General features: G+C 70.9%; 15 protein-coding genes. 5 read left to right on the top strand and 10 right to left on the bottom strand.

The window, feature by feature from the left end; translation table 11 throughout:
* Positions 1-97: 97 nt before the first annotated feature.
* Positions 98-1,201: a substrate-binding domain-containing protein gene (locus tag GFD30_RS01920; protein WP_153023548.1), complete on the bottom strand. Its 1,104-nt coding sequence runs from the start codon at positions 1,199-1,201 to the stop codon at positions 98-100.
* Positions 1,202-1,504: 303 nt separating this feature from the next.
* Between GFD30_RS01920 and GFD30_RS01915 the strand changes: the two genes are divergently transcribed.
* Positions 1,505-2,413 (top strand): MBL fold metallo-hydrolase, encoded by a 909-nt coding sequence (locus tag GFD30_RS01915; RefSeq protein WP_153023547.1) that lies wholly within the window; start codon positions 1,505-1,507, stop codon positions 2,411-2,413.
* A 9-nt stretch (positions 2,414-2,422) separates the two neighbouring features.
* On the opposite strand, the gene GFD30_RS01910 is transcribed toward GFD30_RS01915, so the two are convergent.
* Positions 2,423-2,929: a MarR family winged helix-turn-helix transcriptional regulator gene (locus GFD30_RS01910; protein WP_153023546.1), complete on the bottom strand. Its 507-nt coding sequence runs from the start codon at positions 2,927-2,929 to the stop codon at positions 2,423-2,425.
* Between the two features lie 127 nt (positions 2,930-3,056).
* Here GFD30_RS01910 and GFD30_RS01905 point away from each other — a divergent pair, with 127 nt between their 5' ends.
* A complete protein-coding gene (locus tag GFD30_RS01905) occupies positions 3,057-3,965 on the top strand; it encodes an EamA family transporter (protein WP_322632838.1) in 909 nt (302 codons plus the stop codon).
* 15 nt (positions 3,966-3,980) lie between these two features.
* Positions 3,981-4,604, top strand: coding sequence for an NAD(P)-dependent oxidoreductase (locus GFD30_RS01900; RefSeq protein ID WP_153023545.1), 624 nt, complete (start codon positions 3,981-3,983; stop codon positions 4,602-4,604).
* Between the two features lie 220 nt (positions 4,605-4,824).
* Here the strand turns inward: GFD30_RS01900 and GFD30_RS01895 are convergent, their stop codons facing one another.
* The 8 genes from GFD30_RS01895 to GFD30_RS01860 form a co-directional block, all read right to left on the bottom strand.
* Positions 4,825-5,628 (bottom strand): ABC transporter permease, encoded by an 804-nt coding sequence (locus GFD30_RS01895; protein ID WP_153023544.1) that lies wholly within the window; start codon positions 5,626-5,628, stop codon positions 4,825-4,827.
* Positions 5,625-6,620, bottom strand: coding sequence for an ATP-binding cassette domain-containing protein (locus GFD30_RS01890; protein WP_322632837.1), 996 nt, complete (start codon positions 6,618-6,620; stop codon positions 5,625-5,627). The genes GFD30_RS01895 and GFD30_RS01890 overlap by 4 nt, the downstream gene beginning before the upstream one ends.
* 216 nt (positions 6,621-6,836) lie before the next feature.
* A complete protein-coding gene (gene hrpA / locus GFD30_RS01885) occupies positions 6,837-10,730 on the bottom strand; it encodes an ATP-dependent RNA helicase HrpA (RefSeq protein ID WP_153023543.1) in 3,894 nt (1,297 codons plus the stop codon).
* An 83-nt stretch (positions 10,731-10,813) separates the two neighbouring features.
* Positions 10,814-11,323 (bottom strand): superoxide dismutase family protein, encoded by a 510-nt coding sequence (locus tag GFD30_RS01880; RefSeq protein WP_153023542.1) that lies wholly within the window; start codon positions 11,321-11,323, stop codon positions 10,814-10,816.
* Positions 11,324-11,601: 278 nt separating this feature from the next.
* A complete protein-coding gene (locus GFD30_RS01875; protein ID WP_153023541.1) occupies positions 11,602-13,197 on the bottom strand; it encodes an ABC-F family ATP-binding cassette domain-containing protein in 1,596 nt (531 codons plus the stop codon).
* A gap of 341 nt (positions 13,198-13,538) precedes the next feature.
* Positions 13,539-14,345, bottom strand: coding sequence for a lytic polysaccharide monooxygenase (locus tag GFD30_RS01870; RefSeq protein ID WP_153023540.1), 807 nt, complete (start codon positions 14,343-14,345; stop codon positions 13,539-13,541).
* A 238-nt stretch (positions 14,346-14,583) separates the two neighbouring features.
* Entirely contained in the window at positions 14,584-14,697 is a 114-nt protein-coding gene (locus GFD30_RS01865) for a methionine/alanine import family NSS transporter small subunit (RefSeq protein ID WP_153023539.1), read from the bottom strand.
* Positions 14,694-16,217, bottom strand: a complete 1,524-nt coding sequence (locus GFD30_RS01860) for a sodium-dependent transporter (protein ID WP_322632836.1) — start codon at positions 16,215-16,217, stop codon at positions 14,694-14,696. Before GFD30_RS01860 ends, GFD30_RS01865 begins: the two co-directional genes overlap by 4 nt.
* Positions 16,218-16,491: 274 nt before the next feature.
* Here GFD30_RS01860 and GFD30_RS01855 point away from each other — a divergent pair, with 274 nt between their 5' ends.
* Positions 16,492-18,708: a HelD family protein gene (locus GFD30_RS01855; protein ID WP_322632835.1), complete on the top strand. Its 2,217-nt coding sequence runs from the start codon at positions 16,492-16,494 to the stop codon at positions 18,706-18,708.
* 97 nt (positions 18,709-18,805) lie between these two features.
* Positions 18,806-20,605: a Stk1 family PASTA domain-containing Ser/Thr kinase gene (locus GFD30_RS01850; protein WP_153023536.1), complete on the top strand. Its 1,800-nt coding sequence runs from the start codon at positions 18,806-18,808 to the stop codon at positions 20,603-20,605.
* The last annotated feature ends 87 nt before the right edge of the window (positions 20,606-20,692 follow it).

The following is a 20,692-nucleotide window of genomic DNA, read 5'->3' as shown; positions in this document are numbered from 1 at the left end:
ACTGCCGTCACCCGGTGCGACGCATGGGATTCGCAGCGCCGTGCGCAGTCCCGGCGGATCGGGTCGAACCGGCCGCGGCCGTCGCGCGACGGGTCGGCTACGCCTCTCCGGCGTCGATCTGCTCTTCGGTGAGGTACTCGCTCTCGACGATGACCTCCTGGTAGTTCTCGGCGGTCACGTCGACCGGGTCGAGCAGGAGCGAGGGCACGAACTTGAAGCCGTTGTCGTAGGTGCCGAGGTCGTTGACCTCCGGTTCGCCGCCTTCGACGATGGCCTGGACCATCCCGGTGACGGTGGAGGCGAGCTGGCGGGTGTCCTTGAAGACGGTCTCGGTCTGGCCGGTGCCGTCCTTGATGGCCTTGACCGACGCGGCCTCGGCGTCCTGCCCGGTGACGACCGGGAAGTCGTCGGCCCCGGGTTCGTAGCCGGCTTCGACCAGGGCCGCGACCACGCCGCGGCTGATGCCGTCGTAGGGCGAGAGGACGGCGTGGATTTCGAGGTCGTCGGAGTAGTAGTCCTCGAGGAGCTGGGTCATGCGGGCCTGGGCGACGTCGCCGCTCCAGCCCTGGGTCGCGGTCGGCTCCTGCTCGGTCTGGCCCGAGGGGACGTGGACGCGGCCTTCGTAGATGAAGCTCTCGAAGGTGTCGAGGCCTCCCATGAAGAAGTACTGGGAGTTGTTGTCGCCCAGGTCGCCCGAGAACAGCTCGATGTTGAACGGGCCCGGGTTGTCGCGCATGCCGAGCCGCTCGATGATGTGCGTGGCCTGGAGGACGCCGACCTGGTAGTTGTTGAACGAGGCGTAGTAGTCGACGTCGGGCGTCTCGAGGATGAGGCGGTCGTAGGCGATGATCGTGACGCCCTGGTCCTTGGCGTCGGCGAGGACCTGGCCGAGGGACTTGTTGTCGATCGCGGCGATGACGAGGAACTCCACGCCCTCGGCGACCATCGACTGGATCTGCGCGATCTGGTCCTCGACGACGTCCTTGGCGTTCTGGTGGATGACCTCGTAGCCGAGGTTCGTGAGGTTCTCCTCCAGCGCCTGGCCCTCGATCACCCAGCGCTCGGACGTGTCCGTGGGCATCGAGATGCCGGTGAAGCCGGTCAGGTTGCGTTCCTCTTCACCGCCGACTCCGCATCCGGCGAGCGACACCGCTGCAGCGCCCGCCGATCCGTACAGCAGGCCACGACGACTGAGGTGCATAAGGGTGGTACTCCTTCGTACACGAGAGGGGTTCGTATCACCCCCGAAACTAACACGTGCGAAACCCCCGACAACTGGGTCTTTCCGTGATCAATCCGTGTCCTGAACTGGGGAGAAATCAGGACCAGAGCCATATTACGACCCGCATTTCGAACGGTTGCATCGACCGCGCGAACGAATCGGAAATGATCCGAACCGAAGGTAGAACGGCCCTTCGGGACGGTCGGCGGCGCCCCCTCCCCCGAGCGAGGCCCGTCGCTTCCGGCATCGGGCCCCGGGAGCCGCCCGCATACCATTGCGGACATGAACGACCGTTGGATCGAAGTGGCCGACCGGGTGTGGGTGCGGCGGCTGGAGGAGCTCGACCAGTCCCTGGGCCTGGTCGTCGGCGACGAGAGCTGCCTGGTGCTCGACACCGGCGTCAGCGCGGACGCGGGGTTCGCGTACGCGACCGCGATCCGCGAACTGACCGACCTGCCGTGGCAGGTGGCCTACACGCACGACCACTTCGACCACTGGTTCGGCACCGCGGCGTTCGGCGAGTCGGCCGTCTGGGCGGTCGCCGACGGGGCGCACTACGTGCGCTTCGGCGACGAGCAGCGCCGGAAGTGGGCCGCGAAGTACCGGCTCGACGGGCGCGAGCAGGACGCCCGGCGGATCGCGGCCTCGCGGCTGGTGCCGCCGAACTGCCGCGTCCAGGGGGCGGTCGGGCTCGACCTCGGCGGCCGGACCGTGGTCCTGCGGCAGGTCGGGCCCGCGCACAGCGACAACGACATGGTCGTGGAGGTCCCCGACGCGGGCGTGCTGTTCGCAGGGGACCTGCTGGAGCAGGGCGCGCCGCCCTCGTACGACTCGGCGTTCCCGATCGAGTGGCCGCAGGCGGTCGAGTACCTGCTGAGCTGGAAGCCGCGGATCGTCGTGCCCGGCCACGGCGAGCCGGGCGACTACTGGTGGGCCCGGTCGCAGGCGCGGGACCTGGCCGAGGTCGCGCGGCTCTGCGCCGAGGTCGCCCAGGGGTTCCTGACCGAGGACGAGGCGGCCGAGCACGGGCCGTTCCCGCCCGGCACCATGCGGACCGCGATCGCGCGCTGGAAGGAGCTGACGCCGCCGCCTCCGGAGCCCGCGCCGCAGCCGGAGCCGGCGCGGACGCTCCCGCCGCCGGTCGTCGTCTACGACTTCTTCGACTACAGCGTCGACCTCACCGGCAACTAGCGGCCGGTCCTAGTCGAAGGGCTGGTCCTCGAAGCCGGCGTGGAGCTTGCGCAGCAGCTCGTTGAGCCGCGCCTGCTCCTCGCGGGTGAGGACGGACAGGGCCTCCTCCTGCGCCTCGATCCCGATGCGGACCGAGTCCTCGATGACCTCCCGGCCGAGGTCGGTCATGCGGACCTTCAGGCCGCGGCGGTCCCCGGGGTCGGGCAGGCGCTCGACGAACCCGGCGGCCTCGAGCTTGTCGAGCCGCCCGGTGAGCCCGCCCGAGCTGAGCATCATGGCGGCGCTGATCTCCTTGGGCGAGAGCGTGTACGGCTCGCCGGAGCGGCGGATCGTCGCGAGGACGTCGAACTCGTTGCGCCCCAGTCCTTTTCGCGCGCGCAGCTCGTGGAGGCGGGCGCCGAGCTTCTGGGAGATCCGGTGGATCCGCCCGAAGAGCGCCATCGACTCCAGCCCCTCGAGTTCGGGCATCTCGCGGCGCCACTGCGCGATGATGCGGTCGACGGTGTCCTCGGTCATGGCGACATTCTCCCCTACGGTGCGACCGCGAAAGTACCTGCCGGCCATCTTACTCAGACTCAAGTATCTTGACTTCAAGCTACTCTGATGTAAGCTAATCAGTGACAAGCTACTTCAAGGAGTCGTCGTGAACCGCAGCACCAAGGACCTGCTCCTCACCGCCCTCGCGCCGGTCATGTGGGGCACCACCTACTTCGTCACCACCGAGTTCCTCCCGGCCGACCGGCCCTTCCTCACCGCGCTCCTCCGGGCGCTCCCTGCGGGCCTCCTGCTCGTACTCCTGTCACGAAGGCTCCCGAAGGGCTCGTGGTGGTGGAAGGCCGGTGTCATCGGGCTGCTGAACATCGCGGTGTTCTTCGCGTTCCTGTTCATGGCCACGTACCGGCTGCCCGGCGGCGTCGCCGCCGTCCTCGGCGCGGTCGGCCCGCTCGTCACCGCCGGACTGACGATCCTGGTGCTGCACACCGCCGTCCCGCTGCGGACGTGGCTGCTCGGCATCACCGGCGTCTCCGGCGTCGCGATGGTCGTCCTCACCGCCGAGGCGCGGCTCGACCTGGTCGGCGCCCTCGCCGGCGTCGGCGGCGCGATCTCGATGGCGACCGCCGTGGTCCTCACCAAGAAGTGGGGCCTGCCCGAAGGCACCGGACCCGCGGCCCTCGCCGGCTGGCAGCTCACCGCCGGCGGCCTGATGCTCGCCCCGCTCGCGTTCCTCGCCGAAGGCGGCATCCCGACCCTGACGGGCGCCAACGTCCTCGGATACCTCTACCTCGGCCTGGTCAACACCGCCCTGGGCTACTGGCTGTGGTTCCGCGGCATCGGCCGGCTCTCCGTGGTGCCCTTGAGCTTCCTCGGACTGCTCTCGCCGCTCACCGCCGCCACCGTCGGCTGGCTGCTCGCCGGCGAGACGTTCACCGTCCTCCAGACCGTCGGCTTCGCCGCCGCCCTCGGCGCCACCCTGCTGGCCCAGCTCCAGAACAAGCCGAAGCCGCTGCCGCCGGTCGAGACCGCCGAACCCAAGACCCTCGTCCACGCCTGAAGATCAGAGAGAACCATGCGCATCATCGTCTTCGGAGCCGCCGGCAGCGTCGGCTACCGCACCGCCGCCGAGGCCCTCAGCCGAGGCCACCGAGTCACCGCCGTCGTCCGCTCCCCCGACCGCGAACTGCCCCGAGGGGCCACCGTCGCCGTCGGCGACGCCGCCGACCCCGACAGTGTCATCCGACTGACCGAAGGCCACGATGCAGCCGTGAGCGCGGTCCGCGCCGACGGCGGTCGGCAGCTCGAAGCCACCGACGCCCTCCTCAGAGGCGCCGCGAAGACCGGCATCCGACTGCTCATCGTCGGCGGCGCCGCCACACTGCGAGTGCCGGACGGCGGCGGGCTGGTTCTCGACGACCCCCGGTACGTCTCCGACGAATGGCGGGCGGCCGCCGAGGCCAGCGCCGCCCAGCACCACCGGTGCGTCGAGGACGCCGAGGCCGACTGGACCTACCTCAGCCCGCCCGCGATCCTCGCTCCCGGAAAGCGGACCGGCAAGTACCGCAAGGGCACCGACGAGCTCATCACCGATGCGGCCGGCGTCTCGCGGATCTCCGTCGAAGACCTCGCCGTAGCCGTCATCGACGAACTGGAGCGGCCCGAGCACCGCAGGGGCCGCTTCACCGTGGCCGACTAGAAGGCGGGCACGAGCGCCGCCGGCGACGCACCACCAGCGCGGCCTGATGCCCTGGAGCGCCGAAGGCGGCACCGTAGACCGGTCGTGAACGCCTCAACTCCGAGTCGGGTCCGTCCAGCGAACGCCGTCGAAAGCGCCGAATCCGACACCGGCGCTGGCGATCGTGAGCCCGTGCTCGATCGCCAGCGCCACGAACGTGAGCGGATGCGACACGCGAGGGTCAGACCATTTTTCGCCGGTAGGCGCGCATCGCGAGCGGGGCGGTGACCGCGAGGATGACCGCGGCCCAGGCGAACGTCCACATGAGCGGTTCGGCAATGGGTCCGGCCGACAGCAGGCCGCGCATGGCGTCGGCGAGGTGGGTGACCGGGTTGACCTTGGCCCACGCCTGCATGAAGCCGGGCATGGTGTTGATGTCGACGAACGCGCTGGAGGTGAACGTCAGCGGCATGATGATCACGAAGGCGTAGATCTGGACCTTCTCCTCGGAGTCCGCGACCACCCCCATGAGCACCGAGACCCACGAGATCGCCAGCGCGAAGACGACGAGCACGACGGTCGCGAGGACGGCGTAGCCGATGCTGCGGAGCTCGAAGCCCATGAGCAGGCCGAGCCCGACCATGATCAGGATCGACCAGACCTGCTTGAACATGTCGGCGAAGATCTTCCCGGCCAGCGGCGCGGAGCGGGCGATCGGGAGGGACCGGAAGCGGTCGTAGACGCCTTTGCGCAGGTCGGCGTTGATGCCGGTGCCGGTGTACATGGTGAGGAAGATGGCGTTCTGGGCGATGAGGCCGCCGAGGACGTACTGGAGGTAGTCCGCTGTGGAGCCGGCCATCTGGCCGCCGAAGACGTAGACGAACAGCAGCAGGAACATGATCGGGCTGAGGCTCAGGTCGACGAGTTCGAACGGGTTGTGCTTGATGCGGACCATCTGGCGCCAGGCCATGGAGAGGATCTGGCTGACGGTGGCGCCGAAGCCGGGGCGGCCGAGCGCGGGGGCTTCGATCGTGGCGGCGGTCATCGGGCGGCCTCCTCGGTCTGGTCGGTGTCGGTGTCGGCTTCGGTGCGGTGCCCGGTGAGGGTCAGGAAGACCTCGTCGAGGCTGGAGAGGCCGAGGTGGAAATCGGTCAGCGCGATGCCGCGGTCGCGGAGTTCGGCGGCGAGGCCCGGCATGATGCCGTCGTCGTTGACGCCGATGGTGACGGCGCCGGCCGAGACGACGGGGTCGAGGTCGGGGAACCGCTCGGTGACGAGGGCGCGAAGGTCGTCGAGGCGGCCGTGGTCCTCGGGCTGGATGCGGAGGGTCTGGCCGCCGATCTTGGCCTTGAGCTGGGTCGGGGTGCCGGTGGCGATGACCTTGCCGTGGTCGATGACGGCGATCTCGTGGGCGAGCTGGTCGGCCTCTTCGAGGTATTGGGTGGTGAGCAGGACGGTGGTGCCGTCGGCGACGAGGCCGCGGACGAGTTCCCAGAGCTCTCCGCGGGCCCTGGGGTCGAGTCCGGTGGTGGGCTCGTCGAGGAAGAGGATGCGGGGCCGGCCGACGAGGCTGGCGGCGAGGTCGAGTCGGCGGCGCATGCCGCCGGAGTACGCCTTCGCGGCCTTGTCGGCGGCGTCGGACAGGTTGAACTGGGCGAGGAGCTCGCGGGCGCGGGCCTTGGCGTCCCGGGTGGGCATGCCGAGGAGGCGTCCGATGAACCGGAGGTTCTCCTCGCCGGTGAGGAGTTCGTCGATGCCGGCGAACTGGCCGGTGAGCCCGATGAGGGACCGGACCTCGGGGGCGTCGCGGACGATGTCGTAGCCGCCGACGCGGGCCGTGCCGGCCGTGGGCTGCGAGAGGGTGGCGAGCATGCGGACCAGGGTGGTCTTGCCGGCGCCGTTGGGGCCGAGGACGCCGAGCACGGTGCCGATGCGGGCGTTCAGGTCGATGCGGTCGACGGCCACGAGGTCGCCGAAGTGCTTGGTGATCCCCTCGGTCTCTATGGCGTAGTCGGTGGTGGTTCCGGGATGCGACACGTCGTCTCCTTGGGAAGCGTTCGCAGTGGTTCAAGGCTTTGGTTTCGTGGTGGCCGATGTCGAAGATGGGCCACCACACATGATGTCAGATTGACGCCCAATTGGCATCACCCCAGCGCGGTATTTCGCGCTCATGCGAGGGTCGTAGCAACTCGATCATGCACCCGGGGTCCGACATCGGGCGCCGGTTCTGCGAACAGTTGTCGCAAGCGGAGGTCAGAGGGACTGCAGGAGCTTCCTGATGCGCTTCTCGGAGACCTGGTAGCGGGTGCCGAGCTGCTGCGCGAAGAAGCTGATGCGCAGCTCCTCGAGCATCCAGCGGACTTCGCGGCCCTCGCCGGAGCGCAGCGCGGCGGGGCGGGTGCGCGCGAGCGAGTCGCGTTCGGCTTCGAGGGAGTGGATCACGTCCATCTTTCCCTTGTCGCCGTTGACGTCGGCGACCACGCGCTTGGCGCGGTAGGCGATGCCCTCGACGTAGCGGTGCAGGTCGTCCAGGCGCCACCAGCCGGTCGCGCCCACGAACCCGTCGGCGCCCACGAGCCCTTCGAGCTGGCGGCGCATGTCGCTCATGGCTTCGAGCAGGCGGAAGTCGAACTTGCCTTCGAGCAGGCGCGCGGCCTCGCGGGCCGCGGTGAGGACCGCGGCGGCCTTGCGGGCCACGGCGGCGGACTCGCCGGCGACCTCGGGGCGGGCGCGCTTGAGGAGCGCCTCGAATCCGGCGCGGTCCCAGGCGGGGCCACCGCCTTCGATGAGGACCTTGTCGAGGACGGTGCGGACGCAGTCGGCCAGGAGCGCGTCGACGTTCGCGTACGGGCCCGTGGCGAGCGCGAGCTGCTCGTTGCGGGTGAGGACTTCCTTCAGGTGCGGGTCGGGGCAGTTCAGGCGCAGCAGGCGACGCGTCCCCGCCCACATGTTCGCCGCCTGCGAGCCCGGGTCCGGGAACGCCTTGATCCCGACGGTCGCGCCCTCGTCGGTCAGCGCCGGGTACGCCTTCGCGGTGTAGCCCTTGCGCGGGGTCTCGTGGAGTTTCGGCAGCTCGTCGAAGTCCCAGGAGGTGAGCCCGGTGCGCTCGAGGTCGAACGCCTCGGCCGCGGCCTCCTGCGTCTTGGGGGCGAGCTGCCGCTGGAGCGCGCCGAGCTCCTTGCCCTCGGCGAGGACCTCGCCGGCCTCGTCCTTGACCTGGAACGTCATGAGCAGGTGCCCGGGGACCTTCGTGAGGTCGAAGGCGTCCTCGGGGACGTGGACGTTCGTCATGGCCTTGAGGGTGTCGGCGAGCGCGGCCATCATGGGCCGGCCCGGGGCGGGGGCCATGCGGGCGACGGCGGCCTTCGCGAAGTCGGGGGCCGGGACGAAGCTGCGGCGCAGCGACTTCGGGAGGCTCTTGATGAGCGCCTCGGCGAACTCGGCGCGCAGTCCCGGGACCTGCCAGGTGAAGGCGTCCTGGTCGAGCTGCTGGAGGGCCGGGAGCGGCACGGCGACGGTGACGCCGTCGCGGGCCGAACCGGGCTCGAACTCGTAGTCGAGGTCGAGGTCGGCGCCTTCGGAGGTCCACACCTCGGGGTAGGCGTCGGCGGCGACGGCCTCCGCGCGGTCGCCGAGGAGCAGGGCTTCGTCGAAGTCGAGCAGCGTCTTGTCGGACTCCTTCTTCCACCAGGAGTCGAAGTGGCGGCCCGAGACGATGCCGGCGGGGAGGCGCTCGTCGTAGAAGTCGAAGAGGGTCTGCTCGTCGGCGAGGAGGCCCCGCTGCCGGACCCGGTTCTCGAGCTCCTCGACCTCGCTGATCTTCGCGAGGTTCCGCGCCAGGAACTTGTGGTGGGTCTCCCACTCGCCCTGGACGAGCGCGTGCCGGATGAACAGCTCCCGGCTCGTCTCGGGGTCGATGCGTCCGAAGTTGACCTTGCGGCGGGCCACGATCGGGACGCCGTAGAGCGTGACGCGCTCGAACGCGAGCACGGCGCCGGCCTTCTTGGACCAGTGCGGCTCGGAGTAGGTGCGCTTGACGAGGTGCTGCGCGAGCGGCTCGACCCACTCGGGTTCGATCTTGGCGCACACGCGGCCCCACAGGCGGCTGGTCTCGACCAGCTCGCCGGCGACGACCCAGCGCGGCTGCTTCTTGGCGAGCCCCGAGCCGGGGAAGATCGCGAACTTGGCGTTGCGGCCGCCGAGGTACTCGCGGGTGTCGGCCTCCTTGACGCCGATGTGCGAGAGCAGCCCGGCGAGGAGCGCGGTGTGGACGCGCTTGGGGTCGGGGGTGGTGCCGGCCGGCTCGATCGGGATCTTCAGGCTCTTGAGGACCCCGAGGATCTGCCGGACCAGGTCCTGCCATTCGCGGATGCGCAGGTAGTGCAGGTACTCCTGCTTGCACATGCGCCGGAACGCGCTCGAGGAGCGCGAGCGCCGCTCGTCCTCGAGGTAGCGCCACAGGTTCAGGAACGCCGAGAAGTCGGAGTCGGGGTCGTTGAAGCGCGCATGGGACTGGTCGGCCTGGGCCCGCTTGTCGGCCGGCCGCTCCTTCGGGTCCTGAATGGACATGGCGGCGGTGATGACCGCGACCGCGTGCACGCAGCCCTCTTCGCGGGCCTGGAGGATCATCCGGGCCAGGCGCGGGTCGATCGGCAGGCGCGCGATGTCGCGGCCGGCCTTCGTCAGGCGCCGCTCCCCCGACCGGACGTCCTCGAGGGCGCCGAGCTCGACCAGGAGGTCCATGCCGTCCTTGATGTTCCGCGAGTCGGGGGCGTCGACGAACGGGAACGTCTCGACCCGGCCGAGCTTCGCGGCGGTCATCTGGAGGATGACGGACGCGAGGTTGGTGCGGAGGATCTCGGCGTCGGTGAACTCCGGGCGGGCGTTGAAGTCGTCTTCGGAGTACAGGCGGATGCAGATGCCGTCGGCGACGCGGCCGCAGCGCCCGGCGCGCTGGTTGGCGCTGGCCTGGCTGATCGGCTCGATCGGGAGTCGCTGGACCTTCGTGCGGGCCGAGTAGCGGGAGATGCGCGCGTACCCGGCGTCGATCACGTAGCGGATGCCCGGCACCGTCAGGGACGTCTCGGCGACGTTGGTGGACAGGATGATCCGGCGGCCGGTGTGCGAGGAGAACACGCGGTGCTGCTCCTGCGCCGAGAGCCGCGCGTACAGCGGCAGGATCTCGGTGTGGCGGAGCCTGGCCTTCTCGAGGGCGTCCGCGGTGTCGCGGATCTCCTGCTCGCCGGAGAGGAAGACGAGGATGTCGCCGTCGCCTTCGCGCGAGAGCTCGTTGACGGCGTCGAGGATCCCGTCGATCTGGTCGCGGTCCTCGTCGCCCTCCTCGTCGCGGAGGGGCCGGTAGCGGATCTCGACGGGGTAGGTGCGGCCGGAGACCTCGAGGATCGGGGCGGGCCTGCCGGGGCTGCCGAAGTGGTTCGCGAACCGCTCGGGGTCGATGGTCGCGGAGGTGACGATGACCTTGAGGTCCGGGCGCTTGGGGAGGATCTGGCGCAGGCACCCGAGGATGAAGTCGATGTTGAGGCTGCGCTCGTGGGCCTCGTCGATGATGATCGTGTCGTAGGCGCTCAGGAGCCGGTCGTGCTGGATCTCGGTGAGCAGGATGCCGTCGGTCATCAGCTTGATGTAGCTGGCGTCGGAGACCTGGTCGGTGAAGCGGACCTTCCAGCCGACGGCCTCGCCGAGCGGCGAGCCGAGCTCGTCGGCGATGCGCTCGGCGACTGCGCGGGCCGCGATGCGGCGCGGCTGCGTGTGCCCGATCATGCCCCGGACGCCGCGGCCGAGTTCGAGGCAGATCTTCGGGATCTGGGTGGTCTTGCCCGAACCGGTCTCGCCGGCGATGATGACGACCTGGTTGTCGCGGATCGCCTCGAGGATGTCGTCCTTGCGCTGCGATACGGGCAGCTCTTCGGGGTAGACGATCTTCGGCACTCCCGCGGCGCGGGCAGCGAGCGCGGCCTCCTTCGCCTCGACGTCCGCTTCGATCTTCGCGTAGGCGTCGCTGCGGGCCTGCCCCTCGAGGTCGCGGGCCTCGCGCATGCGCCGGTTCAGGGCGCGCTGATCGGCCGTGCGCAGCGCGGAGACGCGCTCGCGCAGGCTGGGACGGGATTTCGAGGCGCTGCTGGGCATGACGATAGGCAAGGATACGCGGACGCCTCCCCTCCGCGCCATGGATTAACGGCCGCTGTGGCCGAGCCGCCCCCTCGGGCGGGTCAGTCGTCGTCGAGGTCGCCGCAGAGGACCCGGTTGTCGGCGATGCCCTCGGCCGCGGTCAGCGCGTCGGGGGCGTGGACGACGAAGCTCTCGGCGCGGTCGTCGAGGACGAGGTCGCTGCCGACCGTCGCCGAGCCGACGCCGGACTCGGAGGTCGTGAAGGACAGCTCGATGATGTTCCCGGCCGCGTCCTCGCCGCCGGGGTCGGCGAGCCAGTGGCCGCCGCCGGGCGGGTTCTCGTCGCACTCGCCGTCGTGGACGTGCGCCATGTACTCGGTGCTCGGGCGCAGGCCCGTGGCGGTGACGCGGACCGAGGTCTCACCGGTCGAGGTGATGTCGACCGATCCTGTGGCGCGCGGGTCGGCCGCGCTCCATCCGGGGGTGAGGTCGAGCGTCGCGGTCCACGTGCCGCCGGAGGCGTCGGCGGGGTCCTCTTCCTCACTCCCGCAACCGGACAGGAACAGCAGGACGGCTGCGGACGCGACGGCGGCGGCGCGGTGGGACGGCATTGGCGCTCCTTCGTTGATCGCTCGAACCCGCCCAGTATCGGCCCGCCGCGGCCGCACGGCCGGGATTCCGGCGCCCGCCCGTGTGTCCCCCCGCCGAGCACGCCACGGGTGCCGGCTCCGAAGGCCCGCTGAATGCACGGCAGGCCCGGTCGGTCGCGCGGCGGCTCGGCTGCTCGGCGGGCCGCCGCGAACCCGGTGAACGGCCGAGCCCGGCGCAGCGGCTCGACGGGTGAGCGGCCGGCCTCCGGAGGTCCGGAACCCGGCCGCTCACCGCCGCCTCAGACCGCGGCCGCCACCGGCACGTCCGTCACGATGCCCTCGCCGCGCACCAGCTCCACCCGGCGGGTCAGGCCGAGGCCGTCGAGGAACGCCTCGTCGTGGCTGACGACCACGAGCGCGCCCTGAAAGGCCGTCAGCGCCTGCTGGAGCTGGCGGATCGAGGACATGTCGAGGTTGTTCGTCGGCTCGTCGAGCAGGAGCAGTTGCGGCGCGGGCTGCGAGGAGAGGACGGTGGCGAGCGCCGCCCGCAGCCGCTGGCCGCCCGAGAGCGTGCCGACCCGCTGGAACACCGCGTCGCGCCGCATCCCGAAGCGGGCCAGGCGGGTCCGCAGCACCGACTGCTCGGCCTCCGGGGCCGCGGCGCGGACGTTGTCGAGGACGCTCGCGTCCTCGTCGAGCAGTTCCAGCCGCTGCGTGAGGAACCCGTGCGGGACGCGCGCCGCGTCGGCGATCGCGCGCAGCAGCGTGGTCTTGCCCGAGCCGTTGTCGCCGGTGACCGCGACCCGCTCGGGCCCGCGCAGGTGCAGGCCCAGCCCCTCGCCGTACAGGTCGCCCGCCTTGAGCCCCTTGAGGACCGCGATCTCGCGGTGCGTCGAGACGCTCGTCTCGGGCAGGTCCACGGAGATCGCGCCGTCGTCGCGGACGGCCTCCTCGGCCGCGTCGAGCCGCTCGCGCGCCTCGGCGACGTCCTCCTGCTTCGCGAGCAGGATCTTCGCCGACGAGACCTCGCCGGCGTTCTTCTTGCCGTTGAGCAGGATCTTCGGCGTCCCGCCGCGGTCGCGCTCGCGCTTCCACGCGGCCGCCCCCTTGTCGTTCTGGATGCGGGTCGAGACCAGCTCCTTCCGCTGGCGGGTGAGGTCCTGCTTGGCGTCGCGCACGGCGCGGGCCGCGGCCTCCTGCTCGGCGGCGATGACCGCCTCGTAGGAGCCGTAGGCGCCGTCGAAGACGCGGATGCGTCCCTTGTAGAGCTCGGCGACCGCGTCGACGTGCTCCAGGAGCGCCCGGTCGTGGCTGACGACCACGAGCGTGCCGTTGAAGCGGCGGATCGCCTGGTACAGGCGGGCGCGCGCGGAGGCGTCGAGGTTGTTCGACGGCTCGTCGAGCAGGAGCACGTCCGGGCGGCGCACGAGCCGGCCGGCCAGGCCCACGAGCATCGACTCACCGCCGGACAGGGTCGCGACGGTCCGGTCGAAGCCCACGTGGTCGAGGCCGAGCTCGTCCAGGGCGACGCGCGAGCGGTCGAGGAAGTCCCAGTCGTCGCCGATGGCGGCGAAGTGCTCCTCCCCCGGGTCGCCGGCCTCGATGGCCGCCAGCGCCCGCTGCTTCTCGGCGATGCCGAGCAGGTCGGCGACGGTGTCCCCGAGGCGCAGCGGGAGCTCCTGCGGCAGGTACTCGATGAGGCCCGACGCGGTGATCGACCCGGACTCGGGGGCGAGGGCCCCGGCGACCAGGCGCATCAGGGTCGACTTGCCGGTGCCGTTGTCGCCGACGAGGGCGGTGCGCCCGTCGGAGAAGACGACGTCCACGCCGTCGAAGACGCGTTCGCCTTCGGGCCAGGCGAAGCGGAGCTGCTGGACGTTGATAAAGGTGGTCATGAGACCTTCTCTCAGGTGCGATGCGGAACTGGACCGACATGAGAGACATCGCGCCTGGGCGGCGAGAAGGGGATATCCCGATTTCCCCGGGAATGGGCACCCTCTTGATCGAAGACACACCGGGCACGTGCGCAGAGACGTGCTGGCGCGATGTCTACGACCTAGAGCTTCAAGTGAGTGCCTAACGTCGGGAACAAGGACGGGGACAACGGTAGCCGCGCTCCGGATCGGCTGTCAAGGGAGACGCGCGCCACGGGCCGCCCGGCCGCTCGGCGAAGCGGAGCATGGAGACTTCGCCGGGATGGGAAGGAGCCGGGCGGCCCGTGGACTTGTGCGGAGGGTCAGCAGGTGGCGGTCCGCCTCCAGACTCCCCATTCGCCGGTGGTGCCGGGCGTTTCGCCCTGCGTCCACCAGGCGGCGCGGTAGGCGGCGGCGCCGTGGGTGACCTCGTCGCCGGCGGTGTAGACCGAGCCGGAGGACCAGGCGGGGGCGTCGCAGCCGGTGCCGCCGGGGTCGCCTGAGGTCGGCGGGTCGGTCGGGTCCCCGGAGCCGTCGCCGCCGAAGTCGACGTCGATGCAGGAGTAGAAGGCGTTCGCGGTGTCGGCGATGTTCCACACCGAGAGGACCAGGTGCTGCCCGGTGCGGGCCGGGAGCGTCACGGTGTGGGTCATGGTGTGGTCGGGTTGGGCGCCGCCCATGCGGAACGACGCGATCGGGGTGAGCCCGAGGTCGTCGCGGGTGAGCGGCTGCGCCGGGTCGTAGTTCGCGTTGGTGATGTAGTAGTCGAACGTGGCGGTGGCGTGCCTGGCGGTCATGGTCCAGGTGAAGGTCTTCGGTCCGGCGCTCACCGGGGTGGTGGGCCAGTTGCCGCCGCGCGGGTCGTCGAGTTCGGCGAAGGAGTCGTGGCCGGCGGAGCAGATCTCGCCGTCGGCGGGTCCGGCGGCGGGGAAGCCCTTGGGGCCCTCGACGCTCTGGGGCTCATAGGAGATGGCCCCGCAGTTCGTGACCTCGCCGTCGGCGCAGAGCGCGGAGCGGGAGGGCGGGTCGGAGGTGTAGCCGTGCCCCCAGGCCAGTGCGGCCATGGAGGCCGAGACCGCGAGGGTCGCGGCGCCGGCGATGGACAGGATGAGCTTGCGCGACGTGCGCATCGTCGTCTCCCATCGAAGTCGGGTCGATCGGGTCGGTAGCGATTGTCATCGATGTCGCAACACTTCCTACCTGCGACGACATCAATTAAAAAGTAACCTAACAGTTTGTGTCGACCGACACAAGGGCCTCGGCCGCGGTTTTCCGGCCTTTTCCGAAGAGCGTCACGGTTTCGCACGAAACGGCACACGAACGACCGCGGCCGCACACGAAACGTGTGCGGCCGCGGGAACGGGACGGTCAGTCGTCCTCGGGTTCGTCCGGATGCGTCATGAGCACCGTCGCGGAGACGAGCAGTCCCCCGCCGATGACCAGGATCGCGATGATCATCATGGTGATCGCACTCGCGCTCATCGGGTCGCCTCCACTTCTTCCGCTTCCTCTTCGGTCTCGATCGCCGGGACGTCCCTGCGGCGCAGGATCAGCGCCATCACGACGCCGAACGCGAGGGCGCCTCCGGCGAGCGCCCAGCCGAACGCCTGGTACTGGTTGTAGACCTCGCGGCCCGGCACGGCGTCCAGCAGGTCGCGGACGTTGAGGTACAGGATGCCCGCCAGCATCACCGGCGTGATGACGCCGAGGCACACGAACCAGATCGGGCCGACCTTGAACGTCGAGGTCGCGTTCGCGTCGTCGCGCAGCTCCTTCCAGCGCCACAGCACCCAGACGGTCACGACGATGCTCACCAGTGCCGCCACGACGATGCCGAACTGGTTGATGAAGTAGTCGGTGACGTCGAGGAACATCAGGCCGCTCGCGGTCGGCAGGAGGACCAGCGAGACGACGGCCATGGCGCCGCCGACGACGGCGGTGGCCTTGACCCGGCCCCAGCCGAAGCGGTCCTCCATGGCCGCCACCGGGACCTGCACGATGCTCACCATCGAGGTCCACCCGGCCACCACCAGCGAGGCGAAGAACAGCACGCCGAACAGGCCGGCGAGGTACGGCAGCGTGTTGATGATCGTCGGGAAGGCGATGAACGCCAGGCCCACGCCCGCGTACGACTGCTCGGCGATGGGCACGCCGGACTCGAACGCGATGAAGCCCAGCGCCGCGAACACGCCGATGCCCGCGAGGATCTCGAACGAGGAGTTCGCGAAGCCGACCGTGAACGCCGACGTCGTGATGTCCGACTTGTGCTTGAGGTAGGAGGCGTACGTGATCATGATGCCGAAGCCGATCGACAGCGAGAAGAAGATCTGGCCGTAGGCGGCGAGCCAGACGCCCGGTTCGCGCACGGCCTCCCAGTCGGGCGTGAAGAAGGCGTTCAGCCCCTCCACCGCGCCGTCGAGGGTGAGCGCCTGGACGACCAGGATGCCGAACATGACCAGCAGCAGCGGGATGAACACCTTGCTGGTGGTCTCGATGCCCTTCTTGACGCCCGCGCCGATGACCACGAGCGTGAACGCCCAGACCGCGAGCATGGCGATGCCGATGTCGGGCAGCCACGAGCCGAAGTCGCCGAAGCCGCCGCTGTCCTGCAGGAAGTCGGCGATGAGGAAGGTGCTCGGGTCCTCGCCCCACTGCTGCGAGATCGAGAACCAGCCGTACCAGCCGGCCCAGGCGATGATCGCGGCGTAGTAGACGGCGATGACGATCGAGATCGCCACCTGCCACCAGCCGATCGCCTCGGCGTTCCGGTTCACCCGCCGGAACGCGACCGGGGCGGACCCCTTGTAGCGGCGGCCGATCGTGAACTCCATGATCAGCAGCGGGATGCCCGCGGTCGTCAGGGCCACGAGGTAGGGCACGAGGAACGCCCCGCCGCCGTTCTCGTAAGCGACGCCGGGGAAGCGCCAGATGTTGCCGAGTCCGACCGCCGAGCCGATGGCGGCGAGGATGAACCCCAGCCTCGACCCCCAGTTCTCTCTCACCATGGATCGTTCGCTCCAGTCACGCAGTGTTCGGGCACATTTCGGGCTAACCATAGTGGCGTGCATAGAGCTGGTCAAATGACCGTTGCAGAGGCGTGACCGAGACCGGGTCCGGTTCCAGGACGAGACGGAGGCGCCCGGGCGGCGGTAAGGTTGATCAGTTCCACTGCGATCGGCACCGCTCGGCGGATCAGCGAGCCGTCCATCGGCAGTGCGCGACGCTCGGCGCGCCGTCTGCGCCCCCAATCCATCCGCTCCGTATCCGAGGAGAGCCGTGTCCGCTGCCATCACCCCGGCCGTCAAGGCCGAGCAGATCCGCCTCGACGGGCTCTACGCCCGCGTCGACCGGCTCCGCGACGAAGCCGCCGAGCGGCTCGCCGAGACCGGCCGCAAGCACGTCGAGAACGACCAGGAGCGCTCGCAGCGGGACGCCGAGACGCTCCTGTACCGCCGCCGCATCGCCCTCCTCGACGCGGTCGAAGAGGGCCTGTGCTTCGGGCGGCTCGACTACATCGACGCCGGCGAACCCCCGATGTACCTGGGGCGCATCGGCGTCCACGCCGAAGGCGGCGAGCAGCTCCTGGTCGACTGGCGCAGCGACGCCGGCCGCCGGTTCTACCTGGCGACCGCCGCGGCCCCCGCGGGCGTGCGCCGCCGGCGCCACCTGCACACCAAGGGCCGCCGCATCCGCTCGGTGAACGACGAGGTCCTCGACCTCGACGCGGCCGCCGACTCCGGTTCCACGATCGGATCCGAAGGCGCGCTCATGGCGGCCCTCGACGCGGCCCGGACCGGCGCGATGAAGGACATCGTCGCCACGATCCAGGCCGAGCAGGACCGGATCATCCGGGCGCCCCTGGAGGGCGTCATGATCGTCGACGGCGCCCCCGGCACCGGCAAGACCGCCGTCGCGCTCCACCGCGCCGCCTACCTGCTGTACGAGCACCGCGAGCGGCTCAAGCGCCAGGGCGTGCTCATCATCGGCCCCGGCAAGCAGTTCCTGCGGTACATCTCCGAGGTCCTGCCCGGGCTCGCCGAGACCGACGTCCTGCTGCGCACGCCCTCCCAGCTCGTGCCCGGGATCGTCGCCGACCGGCCCGAGACCGAGGCCGCCGCGGCGCTCAAGGGCCGCGCCGTCATGGCCGGGGTCATCGCCAGCGCCGTCGCCGACCGCCAGGTCGTGCCGCGCGAGCCGCTGCCGGTCGACTTCGAGGGCCAGGAGCTGTGGCTGCGGCCCGAGAAGATCACCGCCGCGCGCGACGTCGCCCGCGAGACCGGCCTGACCCACAACGAAGCCCGCGAGACCTTCCACAAGCGGGTCATCGCCGACCTCGCGACCCAGTACGCCGACATCATCGGCGAAGACCCGCTCGGCGGCGAGAACCTCATGGGCCTGGAGGACCGCGCCCACTTCGCGGTCGAGATCGCCTCCGACCCGGTCATCCGGCGCCAGATCGAGGAACTGTGGCCCGAACTGACGGCCGAGGAGCTGCTGGAGGACCTGTTCGCCTCGCCTGAGCGGATCGCCTCCGCCGCGGCCGTGCTCAAGCCCGAGGAGCGCGCGCTCCTGCACCGGAAGCCGGGCGGCTGGAGCGAGGCGGACGTGGCGCTGCTCGACGAGGCCGCCGAGCACCTCGGCGAGATCGAGCGCGGCCAGCGCGCCGGCGGCCCCAGCGCCGAGCAGATCGCCTACGCGCAGGACGTGCTCACCATCGCCCAGGGCTCGGCGTCGTTCGACTTCGAGGACGAGGAGTCCGAGCTGCTCCAGGCGACCGACGTCATCGACGAGTTCTGGCTCGGCGAGCGGCAGGTCGACGAGCGGTTCGTGTCGGTGGCCGAGCGGGCCGCGGCGGACCGCCGGTGGATCTTCGGGCACGTCATCGTCGACGAGGCGCAGGAGCTGTCGCCGATGGAGTGGCGGGCGCTGCTGCGCCGCTGCGTCACCCGGTCGTTCACGGTGGCCGGCGACCTCGCGCAGGCCGCGGGCCCGGCCGCGCCCTCGAGCTGGGCCGAGGTCTTCGGCGGCTGGGGCCTGGACTGGCGGGCCGAGCAGCTCACGGTCTCCTACCGGACGCCGAAGGAGATCATGAACGTCGCGGTGCGCGTGCTCGACGCGATCGGCGTCGACGCGGCCCGGCCGCGCTCGGTGCGCGAGTCCGGCCACGAGCCGTGGCTCGAGGTCGCCGGAGAGCACCTCGAGGAGGTCGTGGAAGAGCAGGTCGCGGCCGAGAAGCGGATCGTCGGCGAGGGCTCGGTCGCCGTCGTGACGACCGCCGAGCGGGCCGCGGGCCTGGCCGGGATCGCCGACGCGTCGGTGCTCACCGTCAAGCAGGCCAAGGGGCTCGAGTTCGACAGCGTCATCGTGGTCGACCCGGACGCGGTCGCCGCCACCGGGCTGCGGAACCTGTACGTGGCGCTCACGCGAGCCACGAAGCGGCTCGGCGTCGTCGCCCCCGACAAGCCGGTCTTCCCCGGCGCCGAAGTCCTGTAGGGCCCGTCCTGTAGGCGCGCGCACTCGGCGGGCTTGCGGGCCGAAAACCAGGCCCGGTGCTCCTACACTGTCACCAGGTGTGTGGAGGAGGTGCGGGTTGACAACGACGACCGGGGACCTGACCGGTGCGCTCGTCGACGGGCGCTACCGGCTCAAGCGGCTGATCGCCCAAGGCGGCATGGCGGACGTCTACGAAGCCGACGACGAGCGGCTCGACCGCACCGTCGCGGTGAAGATGATCACCGCCGGGCGCGCGCACGGGTTCGACCTCACGGCGTTCACGCACGAGGCCCGCACCATCGCCCGGCTCTCCCACCCGAACATCGTGGCCGTCTTCGACCAGGGCATCTACAACGGGCTGCCGTACGTCGTCATGGAGTACGTGCCCGGGACGACCCTGCGGGACCTGCTCAACCGGCGCCGGCGCCTGCGCATCGAGGAGGCCGTGGAGCTGTGCGCGCAGCTCCTCGACGGCCTCCAGGCCGCCCACGACGCCGGCCTGGTCCACCGCGACATCAAGCCCGAGAACATCCTGCTCAAGAACGGCGGCCGGGGCGACCGCGTCAAAGTGGTGGACTTCGGCCTCGCCGAGGCCGTCCACGGCGACCGCGACACCGCCGGGCCGCTCGTCGCCACCGCCGCCTACGTCGCCCCCGAGCTCGTCGGCGGCAAGCCCGCGACGACCGCCAGCGACGTCTACTCGACCGCGATCCTGCTGTACGAGCTGCTCACCGGCGAAGTCCCCTTCGACGGCCCCGACGCGGCCGCGGTCGCGCGGCGGCACGTCGAAGAGGATGTCCCGTCCCCGCAGCTCAAGGCCCCTGACGTGCCGGAGGGCCTGGCCGAGCTGGTCGCGTCCGCGGCCGCCCGGCGCCCCGGCGCGCGGCCGGTCGACGCCGGCGCGTTCCTGCGGCGGCTCCAGGCCGTCGACCTGCGGCACGTCCCCGGCACCACCGGGCAGGTGCCGCGGCCGACCCGGGCCGTCCAGACCACGATGGTCGTCGACCACCCGAAGCCGAGGCGGAACTGGAAGGCGCTGGCCACGCTCGCGGCGCTCGCGGCCCTCTTCGTCTCCGTCGCGGCCGCCGGCTGGTGGATCGGGATCGGCCGGTACACCTCGACGCCGTCGCTGCTCGACCAGACGGCCGAGACCGTCGAGGCGTACGCCGAGGAGCGGGGCTTCGACGTCGAGCTCGTCGAGGACTACAGCGCCTCGGTGCCGATCGGCGAGGTCGTCTCGCAGGACCCCGAGGTGGGCGACCGGATCCGGCAGGGCGCGACCATCACCGTGGTGGTCTCGCTGGGGCCCGAGCGGTACCCGGTGCCCGAGCTCGCCGGGAAGAGCGAGGAGGACGCGCGGGCGGCGCTCGCGGCCTTCGACGCCGAGGTCACCGTCGTGCACGAGTACAGCGTCGACTTCGGCGCCGGCCAGGTGACCCGGACCGACCCGCCCGCGGGCGAGGAGGTCAAGGCCGGGACGCCGGTGACCGTGTACGTCTCCGACGGGTTCCCGCCGCTGAACGTCCCCGACGTGGTCGGGCTCTCCGAAGCCGACGCGGCCGCCGCCTTGGAGGCCGAGGGCCTCGTCGTCGGCGACGTGACGCGCCGGCACAGCGACACGATCCCCGAAGGGTCGGTCATCGAGCAGGACCCGGCGGCCGCCGCGCCGGCCGGGCCGGGCGACGAGGTCGGCCTCGTCGTCAGCGACGGGCCCGAGCCGGTCGAGGTCCCCGACGTGGTCGGCATGGACATCGAGGAGGCCACCGAGGAGCTCGAATCCCTCGGGTTCACGGTGAAGACCGCGCAGATCTGGTTCACCGGGACGGTGTTCGACCAGTCCCTGGACGCCGGCAGCGAGCACCCGAAGGGCTCCGAGATCTGGCTCTGGGCAAGGTGAGACGGGCCAGCGAGGCGGGCCAGTGAGGCGAGCCAGTGAGGCGGGCCGGGTGAGCCGGGCCGCATGAGACGCCGGAGGGGCCGGGCG

The organism is Glycomyces albidus, from assembly GCF_009451885.1.
Lineage (GTDB): Bacteria > Actinomycetota > Actinomycetes > Mycobacteriales > Micromonosporaceae > Glycomyces > Glycomyces albidus.
The sequence above is the reverse complement of the archived record's forward strand: the minus strand, read 5'-3'. Positions and strand labels throughout refer to the sequence as shown.

Bases quoted from the DNA above. Each gene is read 5' to 3' on its own strand.
- GFD30_RS01920 (WP_153023548.1), bottom strand. From the start codon at position 1,201: ATGCACCTCAGTCGTCGTGGCCTGCTGTACGGATCGGCGGGCGCTGCA.
- GFD30_RS01915 (WP_153023547.1), top strand. From the start codon at position 1,505: ATGAACGACCGTTGGATCGAAGTGGCCGACCGGGTGTGGGTGCGGCGG.
- GFD30_RS01910 (WP_153023546.1), bottom strand. From the start codon at position 2,929: ATGACCGAGGACACCGTCGACCGCATCATCGCGCAGTGGCGCCGCGAG.
- GFD30_RS01900 (WP_153023545.1), top strand. From the start codon at position 3,981: ATGCGCATCATCGTCTTCGGAGCCGCCGGCAGCGTCGGCTACCGCACC.
- GFD30_RS01895 (WP_153023544.1), bottom strand. From the start codon at position 5,628: ATGACCGCCGCCACGATCGAAGCCCCCGCGCTCGGCCGCCCCGGCTTC.
- hrpA (WP_153023543.1), bottom strand. From the start codon at position 10,730: ATGCCCAGCAGCGCCTCGAAATCCCGTCCCAGCCTGCGCGAGCGCGTC.
- GFD30_RS01880 (WP_153023542.1), bottom strand. From the start codon at position 11,323: ATGCCGTCCCACCGCGCCGCCGCCGTCGCGTCCGCAGCCGTCCTGCTG.
- GFD30_RS01875 (WP_153023541.1), bottom strand. From the start codon at position 13,197: ATGACCACCTTTATCAACGTCCAGCAGCTCCGCTTCGCCTGGCCCGAA.
- GFD30_RS01870 (WP_153023540.1), bottom strand. From the start codon at position 14,345: ATGCGCACGTCGCGCAAGCTCATCCTGTCCATCGCCGGCGCCGCGACC.
- GFD30_RS01865 (WP_153023539.1), bottom strand. From the start codon at position 14,697: ATGAGCGCGAGTGCGATCACCATGATGATCATCGCGATCCTGGTCATC.